This window comes from Leptospira chreensis (assembly GCF_016919165.1).
Lineage (GTDB): Bacteria > Spirochaetota > Leptospiria > Leptospirales > Leptospiraceae > Leptospira_A > Leptospira_A chreensis.
Window position 1 is genome coordinate 1 of the sequence record NZ_JAFFPS010000033.1, and the last position, 25505, is coordinate 25505.

Sequence of the window (25505 nt, forward strand, 5' to 3'; positions counted from 1 at the left end):
TAGGTCACAGGTGTAAGTTCAGTAATGGATTCAGCCAAGTGATACTAATCGCTCGATCGGCTTGACCATATTACAATTTGCATGTGCGTAAACATGCAAGTATAGATTAGCACTGTTTGTTCATTTACATGTCGTATACATTTGTTGGGAGAAGCCTTTGGTCACAAGATCAGAGGCTTTTTTTGTGTCCTGAAAACAATTCATGTATTAAATAAGTAATCCAAGTCAGAATGCGTTTCTGACGGAGGCGAAGCAGGATTGCGAAGCTCGCCAGTCTGAAAAGGATGTTCAGCTGGCAGGAGTCAGGAAAGCATTCTGCTGTGTCTCCGCAGGCTTTCCCTCTTAGTGAAAGATAGAACCTCTGTCGTATATAGTTGAAGAAGAGTAAGATAAAAAGAAGCCTTATGTCGAAAGATGTGAGGCTTTTTTTATGCCTATGTTTTAGCCACATAGGAAATTCGTAAGAGTTTTACCACTTAGGAACTAAGTGAGAATTTTACTGCAACCTAGTCCGAAATAAAAGAAAGGATTCCTTAAATACGGGACACAGTGCTCATTATGGGAATCCATTATGAAATGCGCTTTTGGAGAGCAGAAGAAGGATCTCACACATACATTACCGTGCAGAATGATGGCATAGGATTCAAATAAAAAGAATTTGAGCAAGGATCGAGCTTTGGTCTATATTTGCATAATGAACTTATGACTCAAATCGGAGGATCACTGAAAATCGAAAAAGACAATGGGACAAAAACGACACTTAATTTTCCAATCAAACAGAGTAGTATCTCCTTTGTTGGTGTAAATGTAAATTTTTTCACAAAGAGTAGCGAAAAACATAACGCCTTGAACTAGATTAGTGGTCTTTAAAATGAATATTTTTCATACTGTTACCGTATAACAAAAGGAGATTCCTTGCCTTCGATCATATAAGCACAAAGTTCAACGGATCACTTCCTATTTAAAGTTTTTGAAAGTTTTTATTTTGGGGGAGGCAGAATATCCATCAAATCGCTTAATAATTCCTTCTACTTAGTGTATATGAATCTATCAAAAATATTACTACAACCAAGTTCCCAAATCCAGAAACAATTCCCATATTCCCGACACAATCTGATCATCTACCTTGAGATGATCCAAACCCATATTCTCATTTCGAACATCCAAAAGAGAAATTTTTGACCTATCCAAATATACAGCTTTTCTTAATTTTGGAGGATAGACACGAAGGCATATTTTGCAAAAACAAATTGAAACGTTTTCAGATCTGAAATTAGATCGATCCATCCAAAAAGCAGTCGTTGAGACTGGTTATACTAAACCTACACCCATCCAAATCCAAGCCATTCCCTTACTTCTAGACAATCACGATCTGTTAGGTTGTGCGCAAACTGGCACCGGTAAAACCGCTGCTTTTGCTTTGCCTATGATCCAAAATTTAATTTCCACGAGGGCAAAACCAAATCCAAAACAACCACGATCTCTTGTGTTAGTTCCCACTCGTGAGCTTGCCATTCAGGTCCATGAAAGTTTTGTTTTATATGGAAAATATACCCAAATTCGAACGGCAGTAATTTTTGGTGGTGTGGGACAAAATCCCCAAGCCAAGGCCATTGCAAGCGGATTGGATGTGCTCATTGCCACACCCGGTCGCCTGGTCGATTTGATGAACCAAAATTTGGTATCTTTGAAAAATCTCGAAATATTCGTGTTAGATGAAGCAGATAGGATGTTGGATATGGGTTTTATCCATGATATTCGAAAAATCATTTCCTTTCTTCCGAAGCGCAGACAGAATTTGTTTTTTTCTGCAACTATGCCATCTGAAATAGAAAAATTGGCAAACTCAATTTTGGTAGAACCAATTCGTATCGATGTAACACCTGTTTCGTCGACAGTAGAACTAATTTCACAATCTGTGATGTATACAGAACTAGCAGATAAAAAAAATCTTCTCCTTCATTTGTTTAAAGATAAAAATTTTAAAAAAACTATTATCTTTACCAAAACAAAACATGGAGCCAATAAAATTTCAGAACTCTTGAACAAAAGTGGAATCAAAACTGATGTAATTCACGGCAATAAAAGTCAATCAGCTAGACAAAGAGCCTTAGAAGATTTTCGTTCGGGAAAAAACAGAGCCCTTGTCGCAACCGATTTGGCTGCCCGAGGAATAGACATCGATGACATCACCCATGTAATTAATTATGAAATTCCTTATGTTCCTGAAACCTATGTACATCGAATTGGTCGTACGGCACGTGCAGGGAAAAATGGAATTGCCATTGCAATAGCAGAGGCAGACGAAAGATCACTGATCAAAGACATTGAAAAAGTAATTGGAATTTCGATCCCAGTGGATCGGGACCATCCTTACCATGCAGCGCGGGTTGAATCGCATACAGGCAAAGCTCCCAAAATCCATGGATCTGGAGGTGGCGGCAATAGAGGTCAAAGACGTCCCTCAAAATCGGGAGATATTTCTTCTGGCCGAAACGGAAACTCACAGCAGAACTCCAAGCAAAACTCACATCGAAGTCAAGGGCAATCGGAAAAAAGAAAGCCAAGTAATTCAGGAAATAGATCTGAGCCTAAAAAATCATCTCCTAGTGCGAAAAAAACGCCGAAAGCAAAAATGTCACGATTTAGGTAGTGAGACATTCTATACTGGTAGTTACGAACTCTACGCTGGTTACTGCTTCATTGGGGTAAGCCAGTCGAAGCGCATGGTTTTATAAGGCACAAAAAGTATTTGTTTGGTTACGTCCGAGGTTTTATTTAAAAGGCCTTTCGTAGCGATCGCATGAATATGATGATTGAAGTTTAAATGATTGCCAACTTCGTGAAACGTGCATAGCTTTTAAACCCACTTACGGTTTCAGATGAACTCGTTTTGAGTGTTTACCGTAAATGGGTTTAAGAGTATTTTATTTTTTTCGAATGTTGATTCTGTAAGGTGTGATGCTTGAGCTAGGTCGGGCACCTGAACAGGTATAATCACCTGGATCAACGATCCCAGAGCCATAGATAGTATAACTGGTACCAGCTGTTAAATTAAGCGTAGCCGCCTGTCCAGGTGTATTACGAGTTGTGTATAAAGCCGTAACTCCTTGGTCTAACTGCACATGAATCGTGAAGTTGGATGAATTACATCTAGGAGATGTCAATGTTTGGCGACCGGTTGAACCTACCACTTCATATTCACCGGAACTCGGAACAGTGAAAGTTGCGACTGATGTTGTACTACTGCAAATGGAATCAAATCCATCTGATAGATCTACTGCTGTTGACCCATTAGATGATGTCAAAATCGTACACGGTGGGTTGGCAACAACTGCTAGAACTAGGGCATCGGTTAATGCATCCCCCGTAAGTTCAACACCAGGAATCAATCCTTCTTTCTTTTCTTCTGCACACCCAATAGCGAGCAAAAAAGGGATCAATAAAATGATAGCGTATGTTTTTTTCAAAAAAACCTCCTAACGCGGTGGATGTATTCATCGCATAACCAGCAAAAATAGTCAAAACTATTTTTGCTAAAAATAAGGTTACATTTTGTAACTTCCGCCTATCCATTTGAAGTATATTCTGCTGCTGCAGGTTACATTATCTTATTAGCGATTTGGAATACTTCTAGATTTGAGCCTTTTTTGTGAGTCCTATGTTCACAGTATTTTCTCAAAACAAACTGCTGTGGGATCCGAAACCCATTTCCCAAATTTCGGAATTTCAGTGAATCCAAATTTTTTATAAAAGGCAAGGGCTTCTGTTTGGGGCTCTCCTGCACGAAGAATCATGGATGTATATCCGTCTATTTTTGTTTGTTTTTCTAGTTCAATTAACAACGAGTTGGCGATTTGTTGGTTTCGAAATTTGGGAAATACATAGACAGCATCTAATTCACATTGGGTAGAACTGTATTTTGTATAGGCGACAGAACCCATCGGTTCCCCTGTCTCAGGGATTTCTGCAATCCAGAATCTACCTTTAGGAGGAAGGAACTCATTTGGATCCATTGGATTGGGAGCTTTAAATCCGTATCTGTCTTGGATTTCCTCCCATAAGTTATCGACACAAAGTTTGGTATTAGAATCCCACTGGTCTACGAGTCGAATTTTGAAATTGGTTATCATATATGTAAAATAATATATGATACTGAATCAAAGGGAATGAAGATGCTCAAGTCTTTATTGGTTTTGCATACATCTTATTGTTTTGTAAAGGAATTGGATGGAACCATTTAGATTGATATTCTCATCACTCAGCGAATCTAAAAGTCGAACATTGTCGGTAGTTGTTTTGTAACTAAAAAATAGAGTTGCTTCCTGGTCCTAAAGTTACATAAAATAATACACAATTCTGAAATTTATTGACTCGTTTTGAATTGAGTATGCAGGTCTTACCAACATGTCAAAAAATGTTTTAAATTCGGTGAAGAATTATGTTTCCGTAAAGAAATTCCAATTCGTTTTGTTTTTATTTCTTTGCGGTTGTGCGGATTTAGCGATGAACAACCCTTGCGATCCCTCTTCTAAGGATTATGCAACAGGCATTGCTCTAAAAATTGCATCGAACAATAGCAAGTCTTATTGTGACTTCAATACTAGGAATGCTGATAACACCGCATCATTGCCATGTAGTCCGTGTAGGATTTTTGTGACAGCTACACCATATTCTGGTGGTTCTTCAGAACACCTTGATTGGGTGATGCAACCTAACAAAAGTTATATTCGTGTTATCGGTGCAGTCGTTATTGGAACTACTAACATTAATGGACTTTTGATTGCGCAGAGCAATCCGGTATCAGCTTCTAGTGTGACTACATGGCTTGGGTTCAATGTGAATTGGCCAACTGAACCAGGTCTTCATTGTAGCGATTGGATGGTCGGAACTAATGCGATTACTGGAACACTAAATAACCAAAATACAAACCCGATTATTGGATCTAGTACCAATACTTGTGACAATCCTCATTCACTCATTTGTGTGGAACAATAGAAATCTTATAGGAAAGATTTCTATTGCTGAATGAAACCTCGTGTTAACAGAAAATACTAACGAATGGAAATCCTAAAGTTGATTTAGGTAAGGTTTAGCATCTTCAATAAATTGATATGATGTGGCTTTAAATACCTCTTCTTCGGAAGATGTGATTAAATTAACCCAAATGACTGGTAAAGTGAAGATCCAAAGAAAAATGGATCTTCTTGGTGAATAAGTAAAATCTTTTACCTTTTGGCCATCTTTATATAAAGAATAGGTAACATCAAATCCTTCATTCGAACTCCATGCAGGTAAGATGGTTGCCGTTGCCATGGAAAGATATCCAAAAATAAGGGCCGGAGCAGAAATCGGTGTCCACTGGGTGGATACTTTGCAATAAACGCCTTTTTGGGGAATATTCTTTGGGTCAAAGATTTCTTCTGTATCACTAAACTGTGATTTCAAACCAGTTTTAAAAAATGATTTTAAGGCCGCATAACCACCAAATTCTAAAATTGGGAATGGTTCCAGGTGGTAGAATAATTTTATTTTTGAAGGATTTGAAGTTTTTGCAGGAGGGTCGATTATCGGATAATCCCTGTAACGTGTGATACAGGAAGAAAAAGTTAGAATCAGCAAAAATAATAAATGAACAAATTTCATCTTTAAACCTCTGTTATAGTTTTGCACAATTCTTTCATTTTATCAATTCAGTTCAACAGTTTTATCTTTTGGGAGGGTCTTTTGCGTTTTCATGAGCCAAACACCGCAATGAGGATTACAGAAAGATTTTGAATGATACATAATGGGACCGAACGCAATCTTTAGGAGAGTCTGGTACCCCTCCCAAGAAATCCCTAAAGTCATCCATGAATCAGGAAGCGAATCTTTATTTTAAAAGAAATTTGGAGAGGCAACCGCCAATCGTTTTTGAAACTACAGGTTTTGAAATGAAATCATCGAACCCAACATGAAAACATTTTTCTTTCTCATCTAAACTTTCATCTGCGGTCAATGCCACAATGATTACCTTTGTTTGTTTTGACTTTTCGACTTCTCTGATTTTTAAAGTGGCATCCAATCCATTTTTTTTTGGCATTTGGATGTCCATAAAGATAAAATCGGGGTTTTCGCTTTGGTAAACATGAATCGCTTCCTCTCCATCTTTTGCTTCGACAATGATCGCTTTTGGTACAATTCTTTGGAGCATGGTTCTAAGTAGAGTTAAGTTGATTTCGTTATCATCTACGGTTAAAATTTTGGATTGAATCGAACTCAAGGAACGATTTGTTTGAATGGAGTCTTGTTTTGATTCCAAAGAAGTCTTAGGAATTGAGACTGATTCATGGAGAGTCGTAGCATATTCCATTTCTAATATAAATGAGAAACTACTTCCGAGTCCGAATTCACTCTCCAATTTCAACATTGAATTCATTTGGCCGAGTAAACGATTGGTAATCGTAAGGCCAAGGCCTGTGCCGCCATACTTTCTTGTGGTAGATGAATCTTCCTGAGAAAACATCTCAAAGATTTTCTCGAAACTTTTTTTTTCGATTCCAATTCCTGTGTCTTGAACATTAAAAAGTATTTTTGCCCGACTCTCATTTATGATTTCTAAAATTTTAATTTCAAAAATGACAAATCCTGTTTCGGTGAATTTTACTGCATTTCCGATAAGGTTGATTAAAATTTGCCTAATGCGAATCAGATCCATTTTTAAAAAATTAGGGATCTTTGGATCAATTTGAATTTTAAACTCGATATTCTTTTTTTGAAAGGAATAGAATAGATTTTAATTGGTCAACTAAGGATCGAATCGGGAAAAATTCGTAATGAAGTTCTAGTTTCCCTGCTTCAATTTTCGAAAAATCTAATATATCATTGATAAGGTCGAGTAACGATAAGGCGGATGTGTGTGCGATTTCTAAATATTCTTTTCGAACTTCATCTTCCTTTCCGTGAAGCATTAAATCTAGATAGCCTATTACTGCATTTAAAGGTGTTCTAATTTCATGGCTCATGTTGGCAAGAAATTCGGATTTCGATTGGGTAGCACGAACTGCTGCTTCCTTTGTTAATCTAAGCTCCTCCTCTATTTCTTTAATTGATGTTATGTCCTGATGAGATCCAAACATAAAGGCGGGTTTTCCGTCCTTTGTCCATTCTGAAACTCGTCCTTTATCGAGAACCCAAACCCAATGGCCATTTTTGTGTTTCATTCGAACTTCACATTCATAGTAAGGTTTCTTTCCGGCGAAATGTTCTTCCAGTTCCAGATTGATTCGAATCATATCATCGGGATGAGTAAGACCCGTCCATAATTCATAATCGACAGGTCCAAGTTCTTCTAATGTATAACCTAAGATTTCTGCGTATCGATCGTTGACGATACTTGTGTTCTTGATCAGATCCGTTTCCCATGTGCCTGCATTCATGGCTCTGACTAATTCTGCAAAACGATGTCTTTCATGCCGAACGAGTTGTCCGTCTTCGTTACCCTCTCCCTTATTGTTAAAATTTGTTTTGTTCATCATTTTTGATTCTTATAAGATGAGACGGTGGAAACCTGGGATTATTTTAGGAATCAATCCTAAAAAAGAATATAAATTTGGGCAAGGGAGAATCGAAGGTATTTTCGGTTTCGAATGGACCCGAAATAGGAATTTATGCTTAGAGAATTCGGACTTTGAGGATTATTTTCATTCATTGTCAGAGCAATCGGGATTCATGATTTTTGAGAGCCGGGTGTAAAAGTGTAAAAACAAATTTGTATGAATTAAAAACCGTTTTCCTTTTCCGTATTTTAAAACTTATGTACGAATGGGTATGTTAAAAGATAAAATGATCACAGATATGATTGTACACGGATATGCAAAGAAAACAATTCGAAGTTATACGAATTGTATGATTATATTAACTCGGCACTTTCAAAAGTCTCCTTTGGATTTGGAACCTATTGATATATATAACTTTTTCCTCTATTTGAGGTTAAGAAATCGTTCTGATTCTTCTCTAATTAATTTTTATAGCGCATTTCTGTTTTTTTATTCAATAATAGATAGAAAAGAAATGATGCAATTGGTTCCCTTCCCGAAAAGAAAACGAACCGTTGTTTCTGTATTCAGCCAATCAGAGATCGTTGGTTTTCTTTCCAATTGTCGTACTGTTTGGGAGAAAATTGTTTTTACCTTACTTTATTCTTCTGGGATTCGTATTGGTGAAGTGGTAAACCTTCAAATATCTCATATTGATTTTGAAAGGAAGGCAATATTGATCGAGTCAGGGAAGGGAGGTCATGCAAGGTATGCACTTTTAGCTGATAAAACAGCATCTTTACTCAAACAATATATGGAAATTTATAATCCAAAGACCTATTTGTTTTTTTCTCGTAAAGGGAAAGATTATGCAGCGAGTGCGCGTTCCATCCAAGCAGCTTTTCAAAAAATTAGAAAACTAGCGGGAATTCAGAAGTATGGGACGGTACATACCCTCCGGCATTCCTTTGCAACTCATCTTTTGGAAGATGGATACGGATTAGTTTACATTCAAAAACTACTAGGTCATGCAGATATAAAAACTACGCTCGTTTATTTACATGTGAGTCCAAATTCTCTCCTGCAAATTACAAGTCCTTTAGAAAAAATTGTGAATATCAAATTAGGTATGTTTGAAAATAAAAATCAGTATGGGTTTCAGTTTAGATAAGTTTTTGGTTCCGAAGTTAACAACCTCCAATTGATGTTCCAAAGTTGAAATTACTTTTTTTGCTATCTATATAAAGGATTCGCTTCCTTGCGCTAAGGATATGGAGGGCTTGGTCACCTGCCATCGTTAGATGGCGGGGACGGGAGCGTTAGCGCACCCCGGAGTAGCCTGGCCCGTGCAGGTTCCATTTCCACAACTCCAAATAATCGGGAGCGCCCACCAGACAGTTTTAGCCTCATTCTTATTTACGCGATTTTCCCCATGCGTTTCAATACATGATCCGCCATGCCACCGGCGAGCTGTTGTTCGCTGAGAAAGATTTTTCCAATCTGTTCTTCTGTCCACAACTTGGCTTCGTCTTCATTGTGGGTGCGAATTACCGTTTCGATTTTTGGATTCAATTTACGTGCAATTTCAACCATTTGGCGAACGTGGAATGTATTGGAGGTTGCTGCCACTAACAGACTTGCATGCGCAATATGGGCTTGCACTAGAACATTTGGGTCGGAGGCATCGCCGCATACGGCTGGTATTTCTCGTGCACGCAATTTTTCCACAATCTCGCGGTTGGCTTCCGCAACAACATAAGGGATGTTATGTTCATCTAAAATATTGGCAATACGTTTTCCTACGCGACCATAACCGACTAACACCACTTGGCCGGATAAAAAAACATTGTCGGTAGACATTGGTAACATGGATAGCGGATCATCTGGCATTTCCAACTTACGTGCAAATGATGAATGTTTGCGAATCCATTTTTGAAACGGTTCCAGCGCCGTAAACAAAGTGGAATTAAAGGCGATGGAAACAAGAGCTCCTGCTACGATTAGGTTTCTACCTTCAATATCCAGAAGACCCAGGCTCACACCGAGGCCTGCTAGAATGAAAGAGAATTCACCAATTTGGGCAAGGCTGGCACCTACCGTCAAAGCAGTGTTTAATGGATAACGAAAGAGAAGGACTAGTGCAATTGCCACGAGTGTTTTTCCAAACATAATGATAGCAATGATGGTAATTACCTTTAACGGTTGTTCGACTAAAATATGTGGATCAAAAATCATACCAACGGAAACAAAAAACAATACAGCAAAGGCATCCCGGAGTGGCAATGATTCCTCTGCGGCGCGATGACTGAATTCAGATTCCCGTAACATCATACCTGCAAAAAAAGCACCTAAAGCAAAAGATACGTCGAATAATAGAGCAGAACCATAGGCAACGCCCACTGCAGTGGCAATAACACACAAGCTGAATAGTTCCCGCGAACCAGTACCAGTAACCCACCAAAGCACTTTGGGCAACAAACGTTTCCCTACAACTAACATAACAATTACAAATGTGATGACTTTGGCGAGAGTGATGAAAAGCGTAATCATGATACTCGGATCGGTTGCGGTATGGATATCATCCACCTTACTTCCCATAATGCCAGCTAACGGTGGTAAAAGTACAAGAACAAGTACCATTACTAAATCTTCGACTACTAACCAGCCAATAGCGATGCGACCATTGATGCTGTCGATGACTCCTCGTGCTTCCAGTGCTTTGAGAAGCACTACCGTGCTAGCAACGGATAGGGCCAGGCCAAATACACAAGCTTCACCCCAACTTCCTCCCCAAAAAAGGATGGCAGCGGCACCTAGTAAGGTGGCCACCAATATTTGTACGATAGCACCAGGGATAGCGATGCGTTTTACAGACAGTAAGTCTTCGATTGAGAAGTGAAGTCCTACACCAAACATAAGTAACATGACACCTATTTCAGCGAGTTGTGCCGTGAGTTCCGCATCGGCAACAAAGCCCGGGACATGGGGTCCAACGATGATGCCGGAAATTAAATATCCCACTAGCGGTGGCATTCGTAGGCGGATGGCGATAAATCCCAAAATCATTGCTAGGCCAAAACCAACGGCAACGGTAGAGATCAGATTAACTTCGTGGGGCATATAAAATTAGAATGATAATAGTCTTCTTGTTACAATCTTTTTTTGTCGCTTAGGATAACTTCTTTATGTAGTCAGAGCGGTTTCAATCGACCCCTTAGTCAAGACCAGCAAACATTGATATATATCAATGAGCCAATAGTAGGTATAAAATTTTGATGGCGAATTCGTATGATTTCTTTTTTTAGTCATTGATTAAAATGATTTCTATCTTGATTCCTTTTGTTTCCTTTGTCTTGTGAAGTATCGGTTTTACTTGGGATTCTTTGCCTCTATCATTTTATTTTGTTATTGTTCTAAAGTAGAATCTAAGATCATTCCAGAAACATCTGCGTTTGAAGTCGTTGAACCACCTTCCGACTTCCATCTTTCCTCTTTTTGTCCTTCGGGATGGAAAAAAGAAAATCAGTTTTGTGTGATTAATTATAAATATGTAAATTCAGTAGAAAAAAATGGTGGCCTTGGCCAATCTCTCCCCGGAGTTCAACTTGACCCTCTTGTGATTGATTTAGGCAGATATTTGTTTTTTGACCCGATTCTCTCTGCCGATAAACAACTGTCATGTGCACATTGCCACCATCCCGGCTATAGTTTATCTGATGGAAGAAGTCAAAGTATGGGAAAGGATGGAATTGGGTATGGGCCAAACCGAAAAAATGGTGTTATACTAAAAAGATCGGCCCCAAGTTTATGGAACGTTGTTTATATGAAAAATTTATTTTGGGAGGGGCGGACTTCAAATTTAGAAGATCAAGCAGAGGGCCCGCTGTATTCTCCTGAGGAAATGGGAAGTTCAAAAGAAATCATTGAATCTCGATTAAATCAAATTCCTTTGTACCAAAAAATGTTTCGTCAGGCTTATGGTAAAAAAGGAAACAAAATATCAGCCCCTTTAGTCATTGATGCCATTTCTTCTTTTGAAAGGTCCCTTGTTTCTTTTAGCAGTCGATTCGATAAGTGGTCAACGGGTGATAAAGACGCCTTAAGTTCCGAAGAATTGTTAGGTTATAATGTGTTTCGTTCGTTTGTCGCACGATGTGCTGAATGCCATCCTCCACCAATGTTTACAAACAATGTTTTTGCTACTATTGGTATTCTTGATCCGAAGGAAAGAGATTATGGAAGAGAAACCATTACGGGGCAAGAATTACTCAGAGGATCTTTCCGCGTTCCTAGTTTAAGAAATATTGCGAAGACTTCTCCTTATATGCATTCCGGGAGTTTGAAAACCCTAGAAGAAGTAGTCAATTTTTATAATGAAGGTGGAGGAAGGGGGAATGGAGCTCCGAATGATCTAAGAATCCATTGGCATGTAAGAAAAATGGGTCTTAGTTCAAATGAAATCAGCTCTCTTGTTTCCTTTCTACGAACATTGAATGATGAAACAAACATGCCAAAGTTTCCTAAGTCAGTCCCATCCGGTTTACCTGTCGCCCTAGAATTTGAATCCTACAATCATCGGAGCTCTAAACAATAATGAGTTTTATAAAGTTATTTCCATCCATTCCCTTAAGCCGAATCAGAGAGAATTTTAATCACCTATGGTTTGTTATCATTTTAGTCTTTGTTTTTACTTCAAAAATTGATTCACGAACGATTGAGGTTCATGAAGGGGAGTCCATTCAAAAGGCAATCGATTCCCTAGAAAAGGGAGATACTGTAAAAGTTTTTCCCGGCGTTTACCATGAATTCCTATTTGTAGATAAAACTCATTTCACTTTGTCCGGTGTGATCGTGGATGGTAAATGGCCTACTTTGGATGGAGAAGGTAGATTAAACGATGGAGTGATTGGGTCGGGTGCTAATTTCCTTATCGAAAATTTTCATGTTAAAAATTATAAAGCAAATGGTGTGATGACCCAAGGTGCAGGTAACATCATCATGCGTAAACTCATCGTAGAAAACACAGGTATCTACGGAATTTATCCAACTATGGGTATCAATGTATTGATTGAAGATACTGTCAGCTTAGGAATTGCTGATGCTGCAATTTATATAGGGATGTGTCACAATGTGGATGTTAGACGAAACGAAGTCTATGGGAGTGTGATTGGCATTGAAATAGAAAATTCCACGAATGTTCTAATCGAAGGGAATACTGTTTATGATAATTCGGCTGGAATTGTCGCCTTTGCTTTACCGGGTCTCCCATTGAAAAAAGTGGAAAATGTAATCATTCGGAAAAATTTCATATTTGATAACAACCATAGAAATTTTGCAGAACCGGGAGCCCTGGTTGCCGGTGTTCCTCCGGGGATTGGAATTGGAGTGATGGCTGGAGATGAAGTCACCATTGAAGATAATATCATACGTAGAAATAGTTTTGCGGGGATTGGTATTGGGGATAACAATTTACTTCCCAATTCGAAGTCGCCCGATCCAGACGTAGAACCGAATCCAGATCGCAATAAAATTTTAGAGAATGTTTTTATCGATAACGGAGTTCGCAAGTGGAATGATCTTATGTCTTGGCTTTTTTATGTGATCAGAATTATTTTTTCAGGAAATCCTATCCCAGAGTCACCTAATGGTGGGAAGGTGGGTATATTTCCTGATGGATATGATGTGGTGGCTTCCGGGAAAGGAAAAGACAATTGTTTGATTGCACCAGACTCAGTCACAAAAATTGGTACAAGCGGTTACGGGTTATGTAATCCAAAAGAGACAACGGAAAAAATCAAAACGATGATTGGGGATCCAAAACAAGGGGAAGCCAAATCAGATGCGAGGGAGCTTGGGAAACAAGTTTTTGGGGCCGTATGTTCCGGTTGCCACTCGATGACCATCCGAACTGTTGGCCCACCCATCAAGGAAATACAAGAAAAATATAAAAAAGATATTTATGGAGTCGTTTCCTTCGCCTCTATGCCAAAGAAGGTGAGAGAGGGGTTTATTGAAATGCCATCACAAAAATATTTGGGTAATGAAAAGTTAACAGCCGTTTCAAACTATATTTTGAATTTGAAAGATGAAGGGTCCAAAGGGGTGACAAAATAATATGAATGCAGAAAGAATCCTTCCTCAGATGAATCCATTTCGCGGCGGATTGATTTCTATGATCCGATTACTTGCTCCTTCTCTATTGACAATTTTATTGATCGTTGTTGTTCGCTTCACTTCTAGTGATGTATCGTGGAAACGAAATATTTTAGCGGTTTCGTTTCTTTGTTATTACTTCGCAGTGTCTGTTTTGGGGACGCTACGTGTGGCTTCTGCCGTGGAAGATGTCCTTGGAGAAGAAAATGTAGTAGAGGATCATACCTCTCGCATGAGACGAGCGAGGCATTCGATTCGGGTTTTCTTTTCCCTTTGGTTTGTCGGTGGCGTCGCCATTCTTGCGGGATTATATGTAGGTATGAGTAAAAATCGTTGGGATATGCCCATTCCACTTCCTTCATTACAAATTCTAAGTTCAGTGGTTTGGGCCATTCTTTCTTCGCTTCTGTTACAGCTTATGAGTTTTCACAGAGGACTTCTACTTACAAAAGGTGGTTCAGCAAAAGGTTATATTACTCAAAGTATTTCTATCTATGGATTTCTGATCGCTCTTTTTCCTGTTTATTTTGTTTTATATGCAGGAAACGGTAAAATCGTAAATATCCCTTACCTGATCGCATTCACGTTCCCTACAAATATTATATTAATATATTTGATGATTCGAAAATACCAATCTGTATCTGAAATTCTAGGTGAAAATTCTGGTTTGTTCTTTCATGCAGATACAAAATTTGCAGCAAAGAGAGCCTTCGGTGTGTTTTTAGTCTTATTTCTTTTGATTGGTTTGTTCTTTTTGGATTATACTCGAAGAAAAAAATTACTTTGGATTTATGCTGCGAGAGAAAACCATATCCATCTCTTTCATGTAATCCAACTCACAGGAGTCGGTGTGAATGAAATTGATGAACATAAATACACTCCTCTTTTTTGGGCAGTGCAAGGTGGCTCGGTTGAATTTATAAAATCCATCGTTAAGGATGGTGCCAATTTAGAAGCCATCAATGAATTTGGTCAAACTCCTTTGATCGTAGCCGTTTTACTAAATCATGAATCGATTGTGAGAGAACTAGTTTCTCTTGGGTCTGATGCCAACCGTCCTGATACGATAGAAGGACAAACCCCTCTCATTTTGGCTGCAAGGGATGGACGTTTGGAAATTGTAAAATTCCTTTTAGAAAAAAAAGCAAATCCTTTGTTTACAAATAAAAAAGGACAAACCGCGCTAAGTTTGGCTTTGGAAAATGGGCATCAAAGGATTGCAGATTTACTAAAAAACCGATAAGCCTCACATTGTTGCAATTTCATTGAGAATACCCGATAACTCTTCGGGTTTACTAAAGAAAGGAGAGTGGCTGGAATCAATTTGAAAAACCCGATCACAGGGTGAATCTTTTTGCATTTTTCTTTGGATGTAAAGTGTCACCGCTCTGTCTTGTAAACATTCAATGTAAATTTTCGGAATGCTGCCGTATCTTTCCTTAGTTAACTTCAATTTTTCAAAACCACCTAAGTTAGGTTCTGGTGTGAGTAACACATTCGCTAACTCTGTGATTTCAGGAGGACAGTCATGATACAAAGCTTCACGAAAGATATGAGGACTCAATTGATGTGTTCTAAATTTTTTTGGTAAAAATAGATCGATCAAAAATTTTTTATAACCAGTGTAGTTTTTAATTAGTAACGTCGCTAGTTTTATCGAAACTTTGGGAATTGTGTTTTGAATGACTAACGAGTTTCGATCCAAAAGTGCATAGTCTATCATTGACTTTCCGTTTGGAACTAAATAGGATGCTAAGTATATTAGTTTTTCTATTTTTTCTGGACATTTCTCTGCTACTCGTGAAATGACGATCCCATTACGACTGTGAGCCAGTAAGATCACTTTGCCTTCTATCTCTTTCATTGCCTGTATCGTTTTGTTTACATAGTCATCAAGTGATACTGAATGTATTTTATTTCTGTCAATTCCATGTGCTGGCATATCAATGCTTATGGCTCGGTGTCCTTTGTTTTGAAGGAATGGAACCACCTTGTGCCAATTCCAAGCTCCGTGGTAGGAACCATGTAATAGAATAAAAGTTTTCATCTCATCTCCTTCAATCGATTGATAAAAGTTTAGAACGAATGCTGAGATTCGAAAACCCGATTCTTGCTATTTCTAAATATTTTCGGCTCGTTCCACCTAGAGATTTGGCTTTACTCTTTTTTCGGGATATCCGCAAATTGAAATTGTCTCATGTATCTTTAAAAATGACCAATAAACGAACCTTTATTTCTCCCGACCTAGCACAAGAAATTGTAAAAAACATCCGATTACTTGCTCTTTCCGGCAAAAAGAATTTCACAACTTATCTTTATGATCCTCTGGTTTTTTCTGGCTTTGAACGAGACAAAGCCCACTTGGGGTCTTCGACTGCTAAGTTAATGGATAAAATCCACCAAGACATCGAAGATCCGGCATACAAACATACGATCGCTCACCAATGCAAACGATTGATTTCTCAGAGTTTGGCTGAAAGTTTGTCTGCCTTAGGTGATTCGTGTATTTTTTTCTTGGATCGGATGCAGGAAAATATAGAACTTGCCGCTTCTGTGGAAGCAACTGACTTTATTTATGCGATCGAAAGATCTCTAAAAGAGTTTGCGAAAATTACAAATGAATCCAATGAAAAAAAGTTTGAAGAGACAATCGCCAACCTAACTGCAGAAGATTTACAAACAGCTTTTAATCCCATTCGTTTGGACAAAACTCGGAAAAAAGTCTATGTTGAAACGGAGTTACATACGTTATACCAACAAGTTTTAACAGCAACGAAATCAAATAATTTAGCAAAATGTAAAAAATTATTAACTCGTTATATCATAACTTATAATGAATTCGAAAGTTATAATAAACCAGAAGTGGAAACATTACTTACTGCACTTGATAAAAGAGAAGCCGGATTTAGGCAAAACCTTTGGGATTCTCTTGCGATCGATATATACTATTCGGTCACTAGGGGGATTATGGAAGGGAATACAAAAAAAGCAATCCAAGGAATTCGAAAGTTTGCTTATATTTTCGAAGGCGATCCAAATGTAAAATTTAGTTATGAAATTGATGCACTTGAACGAAAGTTATATGGAATCATTCAAACGAAAGGTTTGATGCGAGAATTAATGAAAGATTTAAGAAAGGGGACGTAATGGCAAATATAGACTTTAAAGAGAAAAATCAAGGTGACAAATTTGTCATCGAAGTATCGGGCGAAATTGATGCCAAAACGGCTCCAGAATTAAAAGTTAAATTAGAACTTTCGATCGAAAAAGGTGCAACAAAGATCGTGTTAGATTTTAGTGATCTCACTTATATTTCTTCTGCAGGAATTGGTGTATTAAATTCCATACAAAAATACTTAAAAGATAAATCTGGGGAAATTGCTCTTGTGAGTTTATCGAAAGAAGTGAAGGATACAATGGATTTGATGTATTTTACTAAAAAAGTTAAGGTATTTGCCAATTTGGATGGAGCCTTGACCGGTTTTTAGGACTATCAGTTTGGAACCAAACAAAGAACAGATTGTTGAAATTCCAAATCATTTAGATAGTTTATCTTTAGTTCGGCAAGCGGTCAGGTCTTTTTTAGCCGGTGATCTTCCTTCTGATGTGACCGGTAAACTTGTGTTCTGTGTCGATGAAGTAGTCACGAACATCATTGAACATGGATTTCCAGAGGGAATACAATCTCCGATCTATGTGAAAATGAGAAAAACCCCCAAGCAGTTACAATTTATTATCACCGACGCTGGAATTCCCTTTGACCCGACCAAAAAAAAATCGGAAACCTGGAAACATTTATACGAATCTGGGTTAGATGGTGGATTTGGAATTCGTTCTGTAAAAAAAATTATGACAATAGAATACAGGCGATTAGTGGCGGAATCGTTAAATGAATTAACATTAAGTTATAATAGGATTGAACCTTGAATCAAAAAAAAATACTGCGAGCCATTGTTCCAGGCATTAGAACCAAATTAAGTTTTTTTACTGCTATCCTCGTTATCTCCATATTAGCAATTACATCGTCACTACATTATAACCAACAGAAAAAAGCATTGGAAGATAAACTGGAATCGGAACTAAAAACTCCATTAGAGTATATCAATTCTGTTGTTTTGGATTTGGAAAATTTAACTCGAAGCCTTGTGATGATTGAAGAATTTAAGGTTAGGGTCAAAGGAAAAAAGAAAGAGTTAAGCCGTTTTAAGAGAACGATTGTGAGTAAGGAAACCGGTTTACTTGGTTCCTTGAAAGATTTTGGCAAGTCCCTGGGGCTCAACCTAAAAAGAAAAAATGTCTACCGTTCGGTAGATACTTATTTTACCAGATACCTTCCCGAGGAAGAAATTAACGATTTTGAAAATAAGGTCAAAGCAGAGTTAAGAAAAGAAAATGGGGCACCGATTGATCCCTCAACTTATAAATATATCAAAGGTTTTGCGGAGAAAACAGCACTCGCACGAATTAATATAGAACGTGCCAAAATACGTCTGATTGAGATTGAAGAAGAGCTGCAATCCATCGAAGCCGAATTATTGGAAGAAGACCTTGTTCCCAAACGAAAAAAAACTCTGATCGCTGATAAATCTGGTCTTATAAACGAACGTAAGTTCAACGAACGAACCATTCCTGAAAACGAAAGAAAATCTTTAAATTACGAAACCCTATTGACCAAGGCTTTGCAGAATTTTTTTAGAGGGTCCTATAAAGATCATATCACCTCGATTGGGCTCATGCCTGATAAAATTCGAATCTTTGCCTATGATCGAATGGGTAAAGAAACTTTGGATACGGGATTGTTATTCCCGGAGTCTTCGGGAACAGGCAAAAAACTTCTAAAACAAACTGATTATCTGGAAAGTAAGAATGCCTTGTTTTCAGAGAAAAATGTAATGAGTTTGGTTAGGGAAAAATATTTACCCACTAGTTATGAAGTCGGCGGTCGTCAGTATGAAGTGGTATTTCGGCCTGTATTTCGAAATCCGAAAACAGCAGAACGTGCAAAATTAATTACGGAATTACTTTCGGATGATGAAAATGCCTATTTAGAATTTTTTGGAGAGGACTTAAAAATTTCTGAACAGCTAAGAGAAGTCATCTTAAAATTAAAAACGAGAGTCACCGAACTTCGTAAAGAAGGTAAAGTGAAACCAGGTGCCGATTCGACTTATCGTACACTCGCAGAATCATATCGAGAACTAATCAAAAAACGTGATTTGAAATTCCAAGAATTAATTCCAAACAAATCTGCCTTTGAATTGCGAACAAAAAATTGGAATGAAGACCATTCGATACTCATTGAGAAGAAGAAACAAATCGCAAAAGAGATAGTCGATTGGGAAGGAAAGTTAAAATCACCACCGAAAGTAGGGGAAACCGTTTTTACACTGGAAGAGATCCAAGAAAAGATCCGAAGTTTGGAATCATCACTCGAAGAAACGAATGATCAGATCCAAAGAATTGTGGTGAGTAAAGATGATTGGTCCTCTTTTAAGGAAGCAAAATTAAATGATGCAATCCTTGGAATACGCGATGCAGCCCTAGAAGATTTTGCATTTATGCCATTTCAAACCGGACCTTCTAGTTTGATGCGTTATTATAAATACGAAGAAGAAAGGGAAATTCAAGGCACGAAACATAAACAATTTAGAGAATGGATTTTGTCTGGAAATTCTGAAACTGTATTACCAAAACTAAAAGGGAAGTTTTCGTTTTCTGGTTCTGGAATTCTTGTTCGGAGTCGAACCGAAGCAGAAGAAATGATGTGGAATTTAGACGAAACCCCCATTCTTCTTTCTAAAGAAAATGTTTCCGGGTTAGTGTATGAATTACTACAAAAAGACCTACTTGGATTTAATGTGATCATCATTGATCGAACAGAAGGTTACAGACAAATCAAAAAGAATCGAGAGGAACAAATTCGTTATGCAAGTACAATCGCCATCGTAGGGATATTACTTGCATATATACTTGCTTGGTTCTTTGTTCGGAAAATTAAAATTATCAGCAAAAAAACAGAAGAAATTGAAAAAGGGAATTTAGATGTTTCTTTTCCTAAGGCTGGTTATGATGAAATCGGAATCCTGAGTGAATCTTTAAACGATATGGTGCATGGTCTAAAAGAACGCGAGGAAATGAAAGGGGAGTTAGTTGCTGCAGAAGAGATCCAAAAACGCCTGTTACCTGGAAAATTACCAACTAGTTTAGAAGATAAAATAGAGCTCGCTGCTTTTTATAAAGCCATGACTGGAGTTGGTGGCGATTATTATGATTTCATTGAACTGAATGATGGCAAACTTGCATTTTGTATTGGTGATGTATCCAATCATGGTGTTGGGCCTGCGATTGTTATGGCATTATTCCGTGCACAAATTCGTTCCATTTTGCGAAAAGGGGAAAGGAATCTTAAAAAAATTCTTCTAGAAGTGAATGGAAGTTTGTATGAGGATACACCAGATCATATTTTTGTAACATTCTTTTTGGGTGTTTTTGATCCGGAGAAATCATCAGTTGAATATATTTCCGCAGGTCACGTAAAACCAATGTTTTATGATGCATCTACAAATAAAATTCATGAATTACCTGCAGGTGGTTTGCCATTAGGAATGGATGAAAATTCTTTTTTCGAATCTACCATTGAAAGAAAAGTCATTATATTGGATTCTGGTGATTTATTTTTTCAATATACAGATGGTTTGGATGAGGCAAGGAGTCTCAATGGAGATTTTTTTGGAAAAGCGAAAGTAGCCAAACAATTGTTAGTGAATGGCGGTGAACATGCTAGTGATCTAATAAAGAATATGGTTTTCGAATTAGAAAAACATACTTCTCAAAATCTATCACAACCGGGTATGTCGACTCTCTCTGACGATATTGCGATGATTGCAATCCGGAAAAAATAATTTTCATGTATACACTTTCTATATTGCTTTGGTATTTTCCGTTCGTATTGTTTTTTCAAAAGATTTCTTCAAAAACCATAAAAAAGCAAACATAAAGAACCAGGAGGTGATCCCTGTGACAAGACGATCTCCTCCGAAAACCCAATGCATATCATGAGGAATCGGATCCACAAAGAAGGACTGCATTTTGACTACATAAACCCAGCCGGCATGGATTCCTATCGAAAGATAGAGAGAACGTGTATAGATCCATGCCAAGGACAATGCATAACCAACTAAAAAAAGGCCGATGAATTCTGGAACCAAAACCAAAGGATCTGAAATCGGTCGAATGAAATGGGTTCCAGAGAAGAATAAACTTGTATAGAGTGCGGCTTTTTTTTCACCTAATTCAGTGATCCAGGATTGTAATAGGTAACCGCGAAAAAATAATTCTTCGACAAAGCCGATACAGAATACGGCTCCTAAAAAATAGAAACTTAAGAGCAACTCAGGAAACCCTAAGGTTTTAGGAGACCAAGTAGAGACTCCCCAAAATACTTTTACTGCTACCACTAGACCTAAAGACAAGATACCTGCCAAAAATCCTTTCCCAAGTTGTACTTTTTTTCCTGAAAAATTTTCAAGACCGAGGGAACGAATGTTTTTTTTGTCAATTTGTTTTCGAAACCAAATGAGAGCGATAAAAAGTATAACAGTAGCTGTTCGAGATAAGATTTTTGAAAAGGTGAATGGTTTTAAATTAACTTCGGGATTTTTAGAATAGGCGAACATTTGTATCGAGTATAAACAAAAGCTGATCGCTAAACTAACGAAGATTATGAATAAAAAGAAATAAGAAAATTTTTTATGTAAGCTCATAGCGATGGTTCGCTAGATGTATCGAAGTTTGTATTTTAGTAAATCATAGTTTACTATGAGAGAAAAAAAACGGATTTATCTTCCAGATGCTACTGCAGTTTTGATTCTATTTTACTCTGAATCTTGTTCAGTGAGTAAAGATGGTAAGATCATGGAAGTTCTGTATACAAAGTTTGCGATAGGGATCTGGAGGGCTTGGTCCGCTTGAATGAGCGGACGGGAGCGAATGCGCACCCCGTAAGAGCCCGGCCCTTATGCGACCTGGGTTCAATGAAGAAATCGATTGGGATCGCCCCATCGAAAAATAAGATTCGTATTGTTTTTGTTAGTTTAAGTTTTAAGATTCTCGTTGCAGTATTGTAGAAAATCAGTAAAACTCATTGGTTTTGCTATGAAATAACCTTGTCCCAGGTCACAATTCATATTCTTTAATTGTTCCCAATCATTTTTAGTTTCAACACCTTCTGCCGTACATTTGATTTGGAGTTTGGTGGCCATATCAATACTGGAATTAATTAGAACCCGAGATACATGGCTACTGGTCATCTCGCGAACAAATGATTGGTCTATCTTAAGTTCGGTAAATGCAATGCGTGTGATCTGTTGCATACTGGAATATCCGGTGCCGTAGTCGTCAATGGATAGACCAAATCCTTTCATACGTAGACGTGCTAAGTTTTCAAGGGCTGGTGCCATTTCTGTCATCGCAGCGGTTTCAGTGATTTCTAGTATAATGTATTTAGGATCTAATTCTGTTTTTAATACAATTTGTGTGATTTTATCGGCAAGTTTTGTATCGGCTAATGAAGTAAGAGAAAGGTTCACGGAAACAGAAATCTTATGGCCATGAGCATGCATTTCCTTGCAGGCTTTCGCAGATTTTTCTAACATAATGAATGTTAGTATGTCGATATTGCCAGACTTTTCCAACAAATCAATAAATGCATTTGGTGTTACGACTCCGTATTGAGGGTGAAGCCATCTTGCTAAGGCCTCGGCTCCAATCAACTTACCCGTAGCTAGTTCCAGTTTAGGTTGGTAAAAAGGAGAAAATTGGCCTTCAATTAATCCTTCTAAAATTTCTCCCAAAGTATAAATGGAACCATCTTTTGATTCATTTTTTTGTTTGGTATCTCGAGATTTATAAATCGAAAATAGTGAAATCAAATGAGCCGGTGTGATTGGTTTTTCTATAGCACCAAGTAAATAGATTCCGTAGGCACCTGCCATTTTTCTAACGGATTCAATCAAAGCTCCATCCAAAGCACTCATGATGATTGTGGCAACAGGTGAATGTGCGTTTCCTATATGTCGTAGGAACTCCATTCCATCCATTTCCGGCATATTCAAATCACAGAGAATGATATCAATCAAATTGGAGTTTGTTTGATTTAAAACCTTGAGAGCTTCGGTTCCCGTTCTTGCTTCGGTAATCTTCAAAGCTCCCAATCGTAATAAGATATCTACGATGACATCTCTTTGGAAGTCATCGTCCTCAACAACTAGAAAAGTTAAATCATCTGCATTCATAAGTTCACCTATTTAAAAACGATGTTTATAAATCATCAATGAAAGATTCGATTTTTGAAATATCAATTTCCATACCTTTGATTTCTTCTAAGGACTTACTTATTTCACTTTCACCGATAAGAGATTCAACGGTTGTATACCCATTGATCAAATATCTTGCTCCAACAATTTTACAAGAACCCTTTAAACGGTGAGCTAGTTGAGCTGCTTCCATAAGGTTCTTTTTAGATAATTCTTCGATTAGTTTGCTTAAATCTTCGTGATGATGTATTTTAAACTTCTTTAAGATTTGTATTTGGTCTTTTTTGTCAGGGACTATGTTTTGTAGAATTGTTATATCAATTGGCGAATTTTTACTAATGAAATGATCCGAAGAATCTATTGCAATCGGATTGAGTAAATTAGGTAACCACTTTAAAAGAGTTTTTCGAAGGATTGCCATTCGTGCTGGTTTGATTAGAATTTCATCCATTCCTGCATTGGAGCAATGTTCGTTTTCTTCGCTGAGAACATTGGCAGTATATGCAATGATGGGGATCCTATGAAGGAAACGTTTTTCTTCTATATTTCGAATGTCTCTTGAGAGAGTATACCCATCTTTAACAGGCATATGACAATCTGTAATGATTAGATCGTATTTTTTATCAAGCCATAACTTCAGAGCCTTTTCCCCATCGTCAGTGCCATCTACTTGAAGACCTAACATTTCAACCTGACGAACGAGTAATTCTAGATTGACCGAATGATCGTCTACTACAAGAATCCTTGGAACATAAGACTTGTTTAGGATGATCGGTTCAATGTGATTTTCTTCTACCGTCAGTGAGTTTAAATCGTTCATATCAATGTTGATTGTCGGAAGCGATAACGTGATACTAAACGTAGAACCAATTCCAGGCGTACTATCAATGGAGATGATTCCATCCATTAGATCGGCAAGTCGCCTGCAGATAGCAAGGCCAAGTCCAGTGCCACCATACAATCTAGCCGTATCAGCTGTGGCTTGGGAATAACTTTGGAATAATCGAGATTGTTCTTCCTTATTTAAACCAATTCCGGTATCTGTTACGGAAAAACGTATTTGTTGCGCATACGTAAGATTTTTTATTAACTCCGCAGAAACTGTAATCCCACCTTTCGTAGTAAATTTAATTCCGTTGCTGACAAAGTTATTTAATATTTGAGATAATCTGAGTGGATCGATAAGATGTGAGAGAAGAATTGCCTCGTCGATTTTATAATTTAATGATAATCCTTTCGTTTGAGCTACATGAAAGTACGTAGATACCACTTCCGAAAGCAGTCGGTTGATGGATGTTACTTGGAGAGATAATTCGAGTTTCCCTTCTTCAATTTTAGACAAATCCAGAATATCGCTTAAAATTCGGAGTAAACTATTTCCTGATTCTAGGGCGTTTTGAACCATACTTTTTTGATCCACGCTGAGGATGGTCTGAGAAAGTAATTCTAACATTCCAATCAAACCACTCAAAGGAGTTCGGATCTCATGGCTCATGGTAGCAAGAAAGGAATCTTTTGCTTTGTTTGCTAATTCTGCATTTTCTTTTGCTTTTTCTAGAAATGCCTTTGCTGCAAATTCTTCTGTAACATCACGAAAAACTAAAATGGACCCAATGATCCTGCCTGATTTACTCCGAATGGGAGAACAGTTGTTTGAAATATTGATTCGGATCCCATCACGATTGATGAGGAGAGAGTCTTGATTGTCTCCTTTTGGTTTTCCTGATGAAATGACTTCAAAGATTGGAATTACTTTCGGTTGGCCCGTTTTAACATGAACTAATTCCAAAATTTCCGTTACTTGACGACCCAGAGCTTCCTTTTCGGTCCACCCAGTTAATTCCTGTGCAACAGGATTCAAACGATTAATTACACCATGTTCATCTGTCGTGAGCACTGCATCACCTATCGAACTTAAGGTGATTGATAAATTTTGTTCGCTATTTAATAAGGCATCATTTTTTTCTATGACTTCTTTGGCGCGAGTGTAAACCTCCGATTCCATTTTGGCAATGCGTTCACGCATTTCTTCTGTGTTTTCGGACTGTTCCAATTTTTGTTGCTTTAGGTGGACAAATTCAGTTACATCTTCTGCCCTATGGACAATACAAAGTAAGTTGCCATCATTATCTAAGACCGGTGAGTTTACAGGACTCCAGTATCTGACTTCGAATCCACTTCCGTCCGCCTTTCGAATATCATACTTTTGTAATGTCATTGTGCTTGTGATTTTGTAGTTTACTACTTGGAGTAGGGAGGCTCTGAGTTGTTTGACTCCGTCGGCATTTTCATCATTCGGATTGTCAGGAAAAACTTCAAAAATATTATGTCCGATTACATTTTCTCTTTTGATGAGCGTGGCATGTGCATAAGCATCGCTTACATTAATGATATTAAATTCTAAATCGAGGATCATATAGAGTTCGGAAAGAGATTCGAAAATGGTTTTAAACTCGATGGGAACTGATCCGTTATTTTTTATGGAGGTGTCTGAACTAAGCTCCTCGTTTTTCATGTTTCT

General features: G+C 37.8%; 20 protein-coding genes and 1 pseudogene. 10 read left to right on the forward strand and 11 right to left on the reverse strand.

What is annotated here, in order from left to right:
• Positions 1-1237 precede the first annotated feature (1237 nt).
• The gene (locus JWG41_RS10800; protein WP_205269944.1) at positions 1238-2653 is read left to right on the forward strand and encodes a DEAD/DEAH box helicase; all 1416 of its coding nucleotides are present in this window, start codon (positions 1238-1240) and stop codon (positions 2651-2653) included.
• A 39-nt stretch (positions 2654-2692) separates the two neighbouring features.
• On the opposite strand, the pseudogene JWG41_RS20940 reads toward JWG41_RS10800, so the two are convergent.
• The 3 genes and pseudogenes from JWG41_RS20940 to JWG41_RS10815 form a co-directional block, all read right to left on the reverse strand.
• Positions 2693-2845: pseudogene (locus tag JWG41_RS20940) on the reverse strand (hypothetical protein); the annotation flags it as partial.
• A gap of 82 nt (positions 2846-2927) precedes the next feature.
• Positions 2928-3431, reverse strand: a complete 504-nt coding sequence (locus JWG41_RS10810) for a hypothetical protein (protein WP_205269945.1) — start codon at positions 3429-3431, stop codon at positions 2928-2930.
• 234 nt (positions 3432-3665) lie between these two features.
• Positions 3666-4133, reverse strand: coding sequence for a GNAT family N-acetyltransferase (locus JWG41_RS10815; protein WP_205269946.1), 468 nt, complete (start codon positions 4131-4133; stop codon positions 3666-3668).
• A gap of 523 nt (positions 4134-4656) precedes the next feature.
• Here JWG41_RS10815 and JWG41_RS21160 point away from each other — a divergent pair.
• Positions 4657-4998, forward strand: a complete 342-nt coding sequence (locus JWG41_RS21160) for a DUF1554 domain-containing protein (RefSeq protein ID WP_332461292.1) — start codon at positions 4657-4659, stop codon at positions 4996-4998.
• Positions 4999-5070: 72 nt separating this feature from the next.
• Here the strand turns inward: JWG41_RS21160 and JWG41_RS10825 are convergent, their stop codons facing one another.
• From JWG41_RS10825 to JWG41_RS10835, 3 genes are all read right to left on the reverse strand, one after another.
• Positions 5071-5646, reverse strand: a complete 576-nt coding sequence (locus JWG41_RS10825; protein WP_205269948.1) for an LIC12231 family lipoprotein — start codon at positions 5644-5646, stop codon at positions 5071-5073.
• 226 nt (positions 5647-5872) lie between these two features.
• Positions 5873-6697, reverse strand: a complete 825-nt coding sequence (locus JWG41_RS10830; RefSeq protein WP_205269949.1) for a response regulator — start codon at positions 6695-6697, stop codon at positions 5873-5875.
• A gap of 37 nt (positions 6698-6734) precedes the next feature.
• Positions 6735-7517, reverse strand: a complete 783-nt coding sequence (locus tag JWG41_RS10835; protein WP_205269950.1) for a PAS domain-containing protein — start codon at positions 7515-7517, stop codon at positions 6735-6737.
• A 292-nt stretch (positions 7518-7809) separates the two neighbouring features.
• Between JWG41_RS10835 and JWG41_RS10840 the strand changes: the two genes are divergently transcribed.
• Entirely contained in the window at positions 7810-8688 is an 879-nt protein-coding gene (locus JWG41_RS10840; protein ID WP_205269951.1) for a tyrosine-type recombinase/integrase, read from the forward strand.
• A gap of 245 nt (positions 8689-8933) precedes the next feature.
• On the opposite strand, the gene JWG41_RS10845 is transcribed toward JWG41_RS10840, so the two are convergent.
• Complete coding sequence (locus JWG41_RS10845; protein ID WP_205269952.1) at positions 8934-10637, reverse strand: cation:proton antiporter domain-containing protein; 1704 nt, start codon at positions 10635-10637, stop codon at positions 8934-8936.
• A 235-nt stretch (positions 10638-10872) separates the two neighbouring features.
• Here JWG41_RS10845 and JWG41_RS10850 point away from each other — a divergent pair, with 235 nt between their 5' ends.
• The 3 genes from JWG41_RS10850 to JWG41_RS10860 are packed head-to-tail and all read left to right on the forward strand — an operon-like array spanning position 10873 to position 14913.
• On the forward strand, positions 10873-12111 hold the full coding sequence (locus tag JWG41_RS10850) for a cytochrome-c peroxidase (protein WP_205269953.1): 1239 nt from the start codon (positions 10873-10875) through the stop codon (positions 12109-12111).
• Entirely contained in the window at positions 12111-13631 is a 1521-nt protein-coding gene (locus JWG41_RS10855) for a parallel beta-helix domain-containing protein (protein WP_205269954.1), read from the forward strand. The genes JWG41_RS10850 and JWG41_RS10855 overlap by 1 nt, the downstream gene beginning before the upstream one ends.
• Before the next feature lies 1 nt (position 13632).
• Positions 13633-14913, forward strand: coding sequence for an ankyrin repeat domain-containing protein (locus JWG41_RS10860; RefSeq protein WP_205269955.1), 1281 nt, complete (start codon positions 13633-13635; stop codon positions 14911-14913).
• 3 nt (positions 14914-14916) lie between these two features.
• On the opposite strand, the gene JWG41_RS10865 is transcribed toward JWG41_RS10860, so the two are convergent.
• Positions 14917-15717 (reverse strand): alpha/beta fold hydrolase, encoded by an 801-nt coding sequence (locus JWG41_RS10865; protein ID WP_205269956.1) that lies wholly within the window; start codon positions 15715-15717, stop codon positions 14917-14919.
• Between the two features lie 137 nt (positions 15718-15854).
• On the opposite strand from JWG41_RS10865, the gene JWG41_RS10870 reads away from it, so the two are divergent.
• From JWG41_RS10870 to JWG41_RS10885, 4 genes are read left to right on the forward strand one after another with little or no spacing between them, the layout of a single operon-like run.
• A complete protein-coding gene (locus JWG41_RS10870) occupies positions 15855-16817 on the forward strand; it encodes a hypothetical protein (protein ID WP_232373933.1) in 963 nt (320 codons plus the stop codon).
• Positions 16817-17158, forward strand: a complete 342-nt coding sequence (locus JWG41_RS10875) for an STAS domain-containing protein (protein WP_205269957.1) — start codon at positions 16817-16819, stop codon at positions 17156-17158. The genes JWG41_RS10870 and JWG41_RS10875 overlap by 1 nt, the downstream gene beginning before the upstream one ends.
• A gap of 10 nt (positions 17159-17168) precedes the next feature.
• Positions 17169-17597: an ATP-binding protein gene (locus tag JWG41_RS10880; RefSeq protein ID WP_205269958.1), complete on the forward strand. Its 429-nt coding sequence runs from the start codon at positions 17169-17171 to the stop codon at positions 17595-17597.
• Positions 17594-20572 (forward strand): PP2C family protein-serine/threonine phosphatase, encoded by a 2979-nt coding sequence (locus JWG41_RS10885; protein ID WP_205269959.1) that lies wholly within the window; start codon positions 17594-17596, stop codon positions 20570-20572. Before JWG41_RS10880 ends, JWG41_RS10885 begins: the two co-directional genes overlap by 4 nt.
• An 18-nt stretch (positions 20573-20590) precedes the next feature.
• Here JWG41_RS10885 and JWG41_RS10890 read toward each other — a convergent pair whose 3' ends face one another.
• The 3 genes from JWG41_RS10890 to JWG41_RS10900 form a co-directional block, all read right to left on the reverse strand.
• Positions 20591-21346 (reverse strand): CPBP family intramembrane glutamic endopeptidase, encoded by a 756-nt coding sequence (locus JWG41_RS10890; RefSeq protein ID WP_205269960.1) that lies wholly within the window; start codon positions 21344-21346, stop codon positions 20591-20593.
• A 417-nt stretch (positions 21347-21763) separates the two neighbouring features.
• A complete protein-coding gene (locus JWG41_RS10895) occupies positions 21764-22963 on the reverse strand; it encodes an EAL domain-containing response regulator (protein ID WP_205269961.1) in 1200 nt (399 codons plus the stop codon).
• 25 nt (positions 22964-22988) lie between these two features.
• Positions 22989-25499 carry an ATP-binding protein gene (locus JWG41_RS10900; RefSeq protein WP_205269962.1) on the reverse strand — a complete coding sequence of 837 codons (2511 nt, stop codon included), beginning with the start codon at positions 25497-25499 and terminating at the stop codon, positions 22989-22991.
• Between the last annotated feature and the right edge of the window lie 6 nt (positions 25500-25505).

Coding starts and splice junctions, on each gene's coding strand:
- JWG41_RS10815 (WP_205269946.1), bottom strand. CDS start 4,133: ATGATAACCAATTTCAAAATTCGACTCGTAGACCAGTGGGATTCTAAT.
- JWG41_RS10825 (WP_205269948.1), bottom strand. CDS start 5,646: ATGAAATTTGTTCATTTATTATTTTTGCTGATTCTAACTTTTTCTTCC.
- JWG41_RS10830 (WP_205269949.1), bottom strand. CDS start 6,697: ATGGATCTGATTCGCATTAGGCAAATTTTAATCAACCTTATCGGAAAT.
- JWG41_RS10835 (WP_205269950.1), bottom strand. CDS start 7,517: ATGATGAACAAAACAAATTTTAACAATAAGGGAGAGGGTAACGAAGAC.
- JWG41_RS10840 (WP_205269951.1), top strand. CDS start 7,810: ATGTTAAAAGATAAAATGATCACAGATATGATTGTACACGGATATGCA.
- JWG41_RS10845 (WP_205269952.1), bottom strand. CDS start 10,637: ATGCCCCACGAAGTTAATCTGATCTCTACCGTTGCCGTTGGTTTTGGC.
- JWG41_RS10855 (WP_205269954.1), top strand. CDS start 12,111: ATGAGTTTTATAAAGTTATTTCCATCCATTCCCTTAAGCCGAATCAGA.
- JWG41_RS10860 (WP_205269955.1), top strand. CDS start 13,633: ATGAATGCAGAAAGAATCCTTCCTCAGATGAATCCATTTCGCGGCGGA.
- JWG41_RS10865 (WP_205269956.1), bottom strand. CDS start 15,717: ATGAAAACTTTTATTCTATTACATGGTTCCTACCACGGAGCTTGGAAT.
- JWG41_RS10875 (WP_205269957.1), top strand. CDS start 16,817: ATGGCAAATATAGACTTTAAAGAGAAAAATCAAGGTGACAAATTTGTC.
- JWG41_RS10890 (WP_205269960.1), bottom strand. CDS start 21,346: ATGTTCGCCTATTCTAAAAATCCCGAAGTTAATTTAAAACCATTCACC.
- JWG41_RS10895 (WP_205269961.1), bottom strand. CDS start 22,963: ATGAATGCAGATGATTTAACTTTTCTAGTTGTTGAGGACGATGACTTC.
- JWG41_RS10900 (WP_205269962.1), bottom strand. CDS start 25,499: ATGAAAAACGAGGAGCTTAGTTCAGACACCTCCATAAAAAATAACGGA.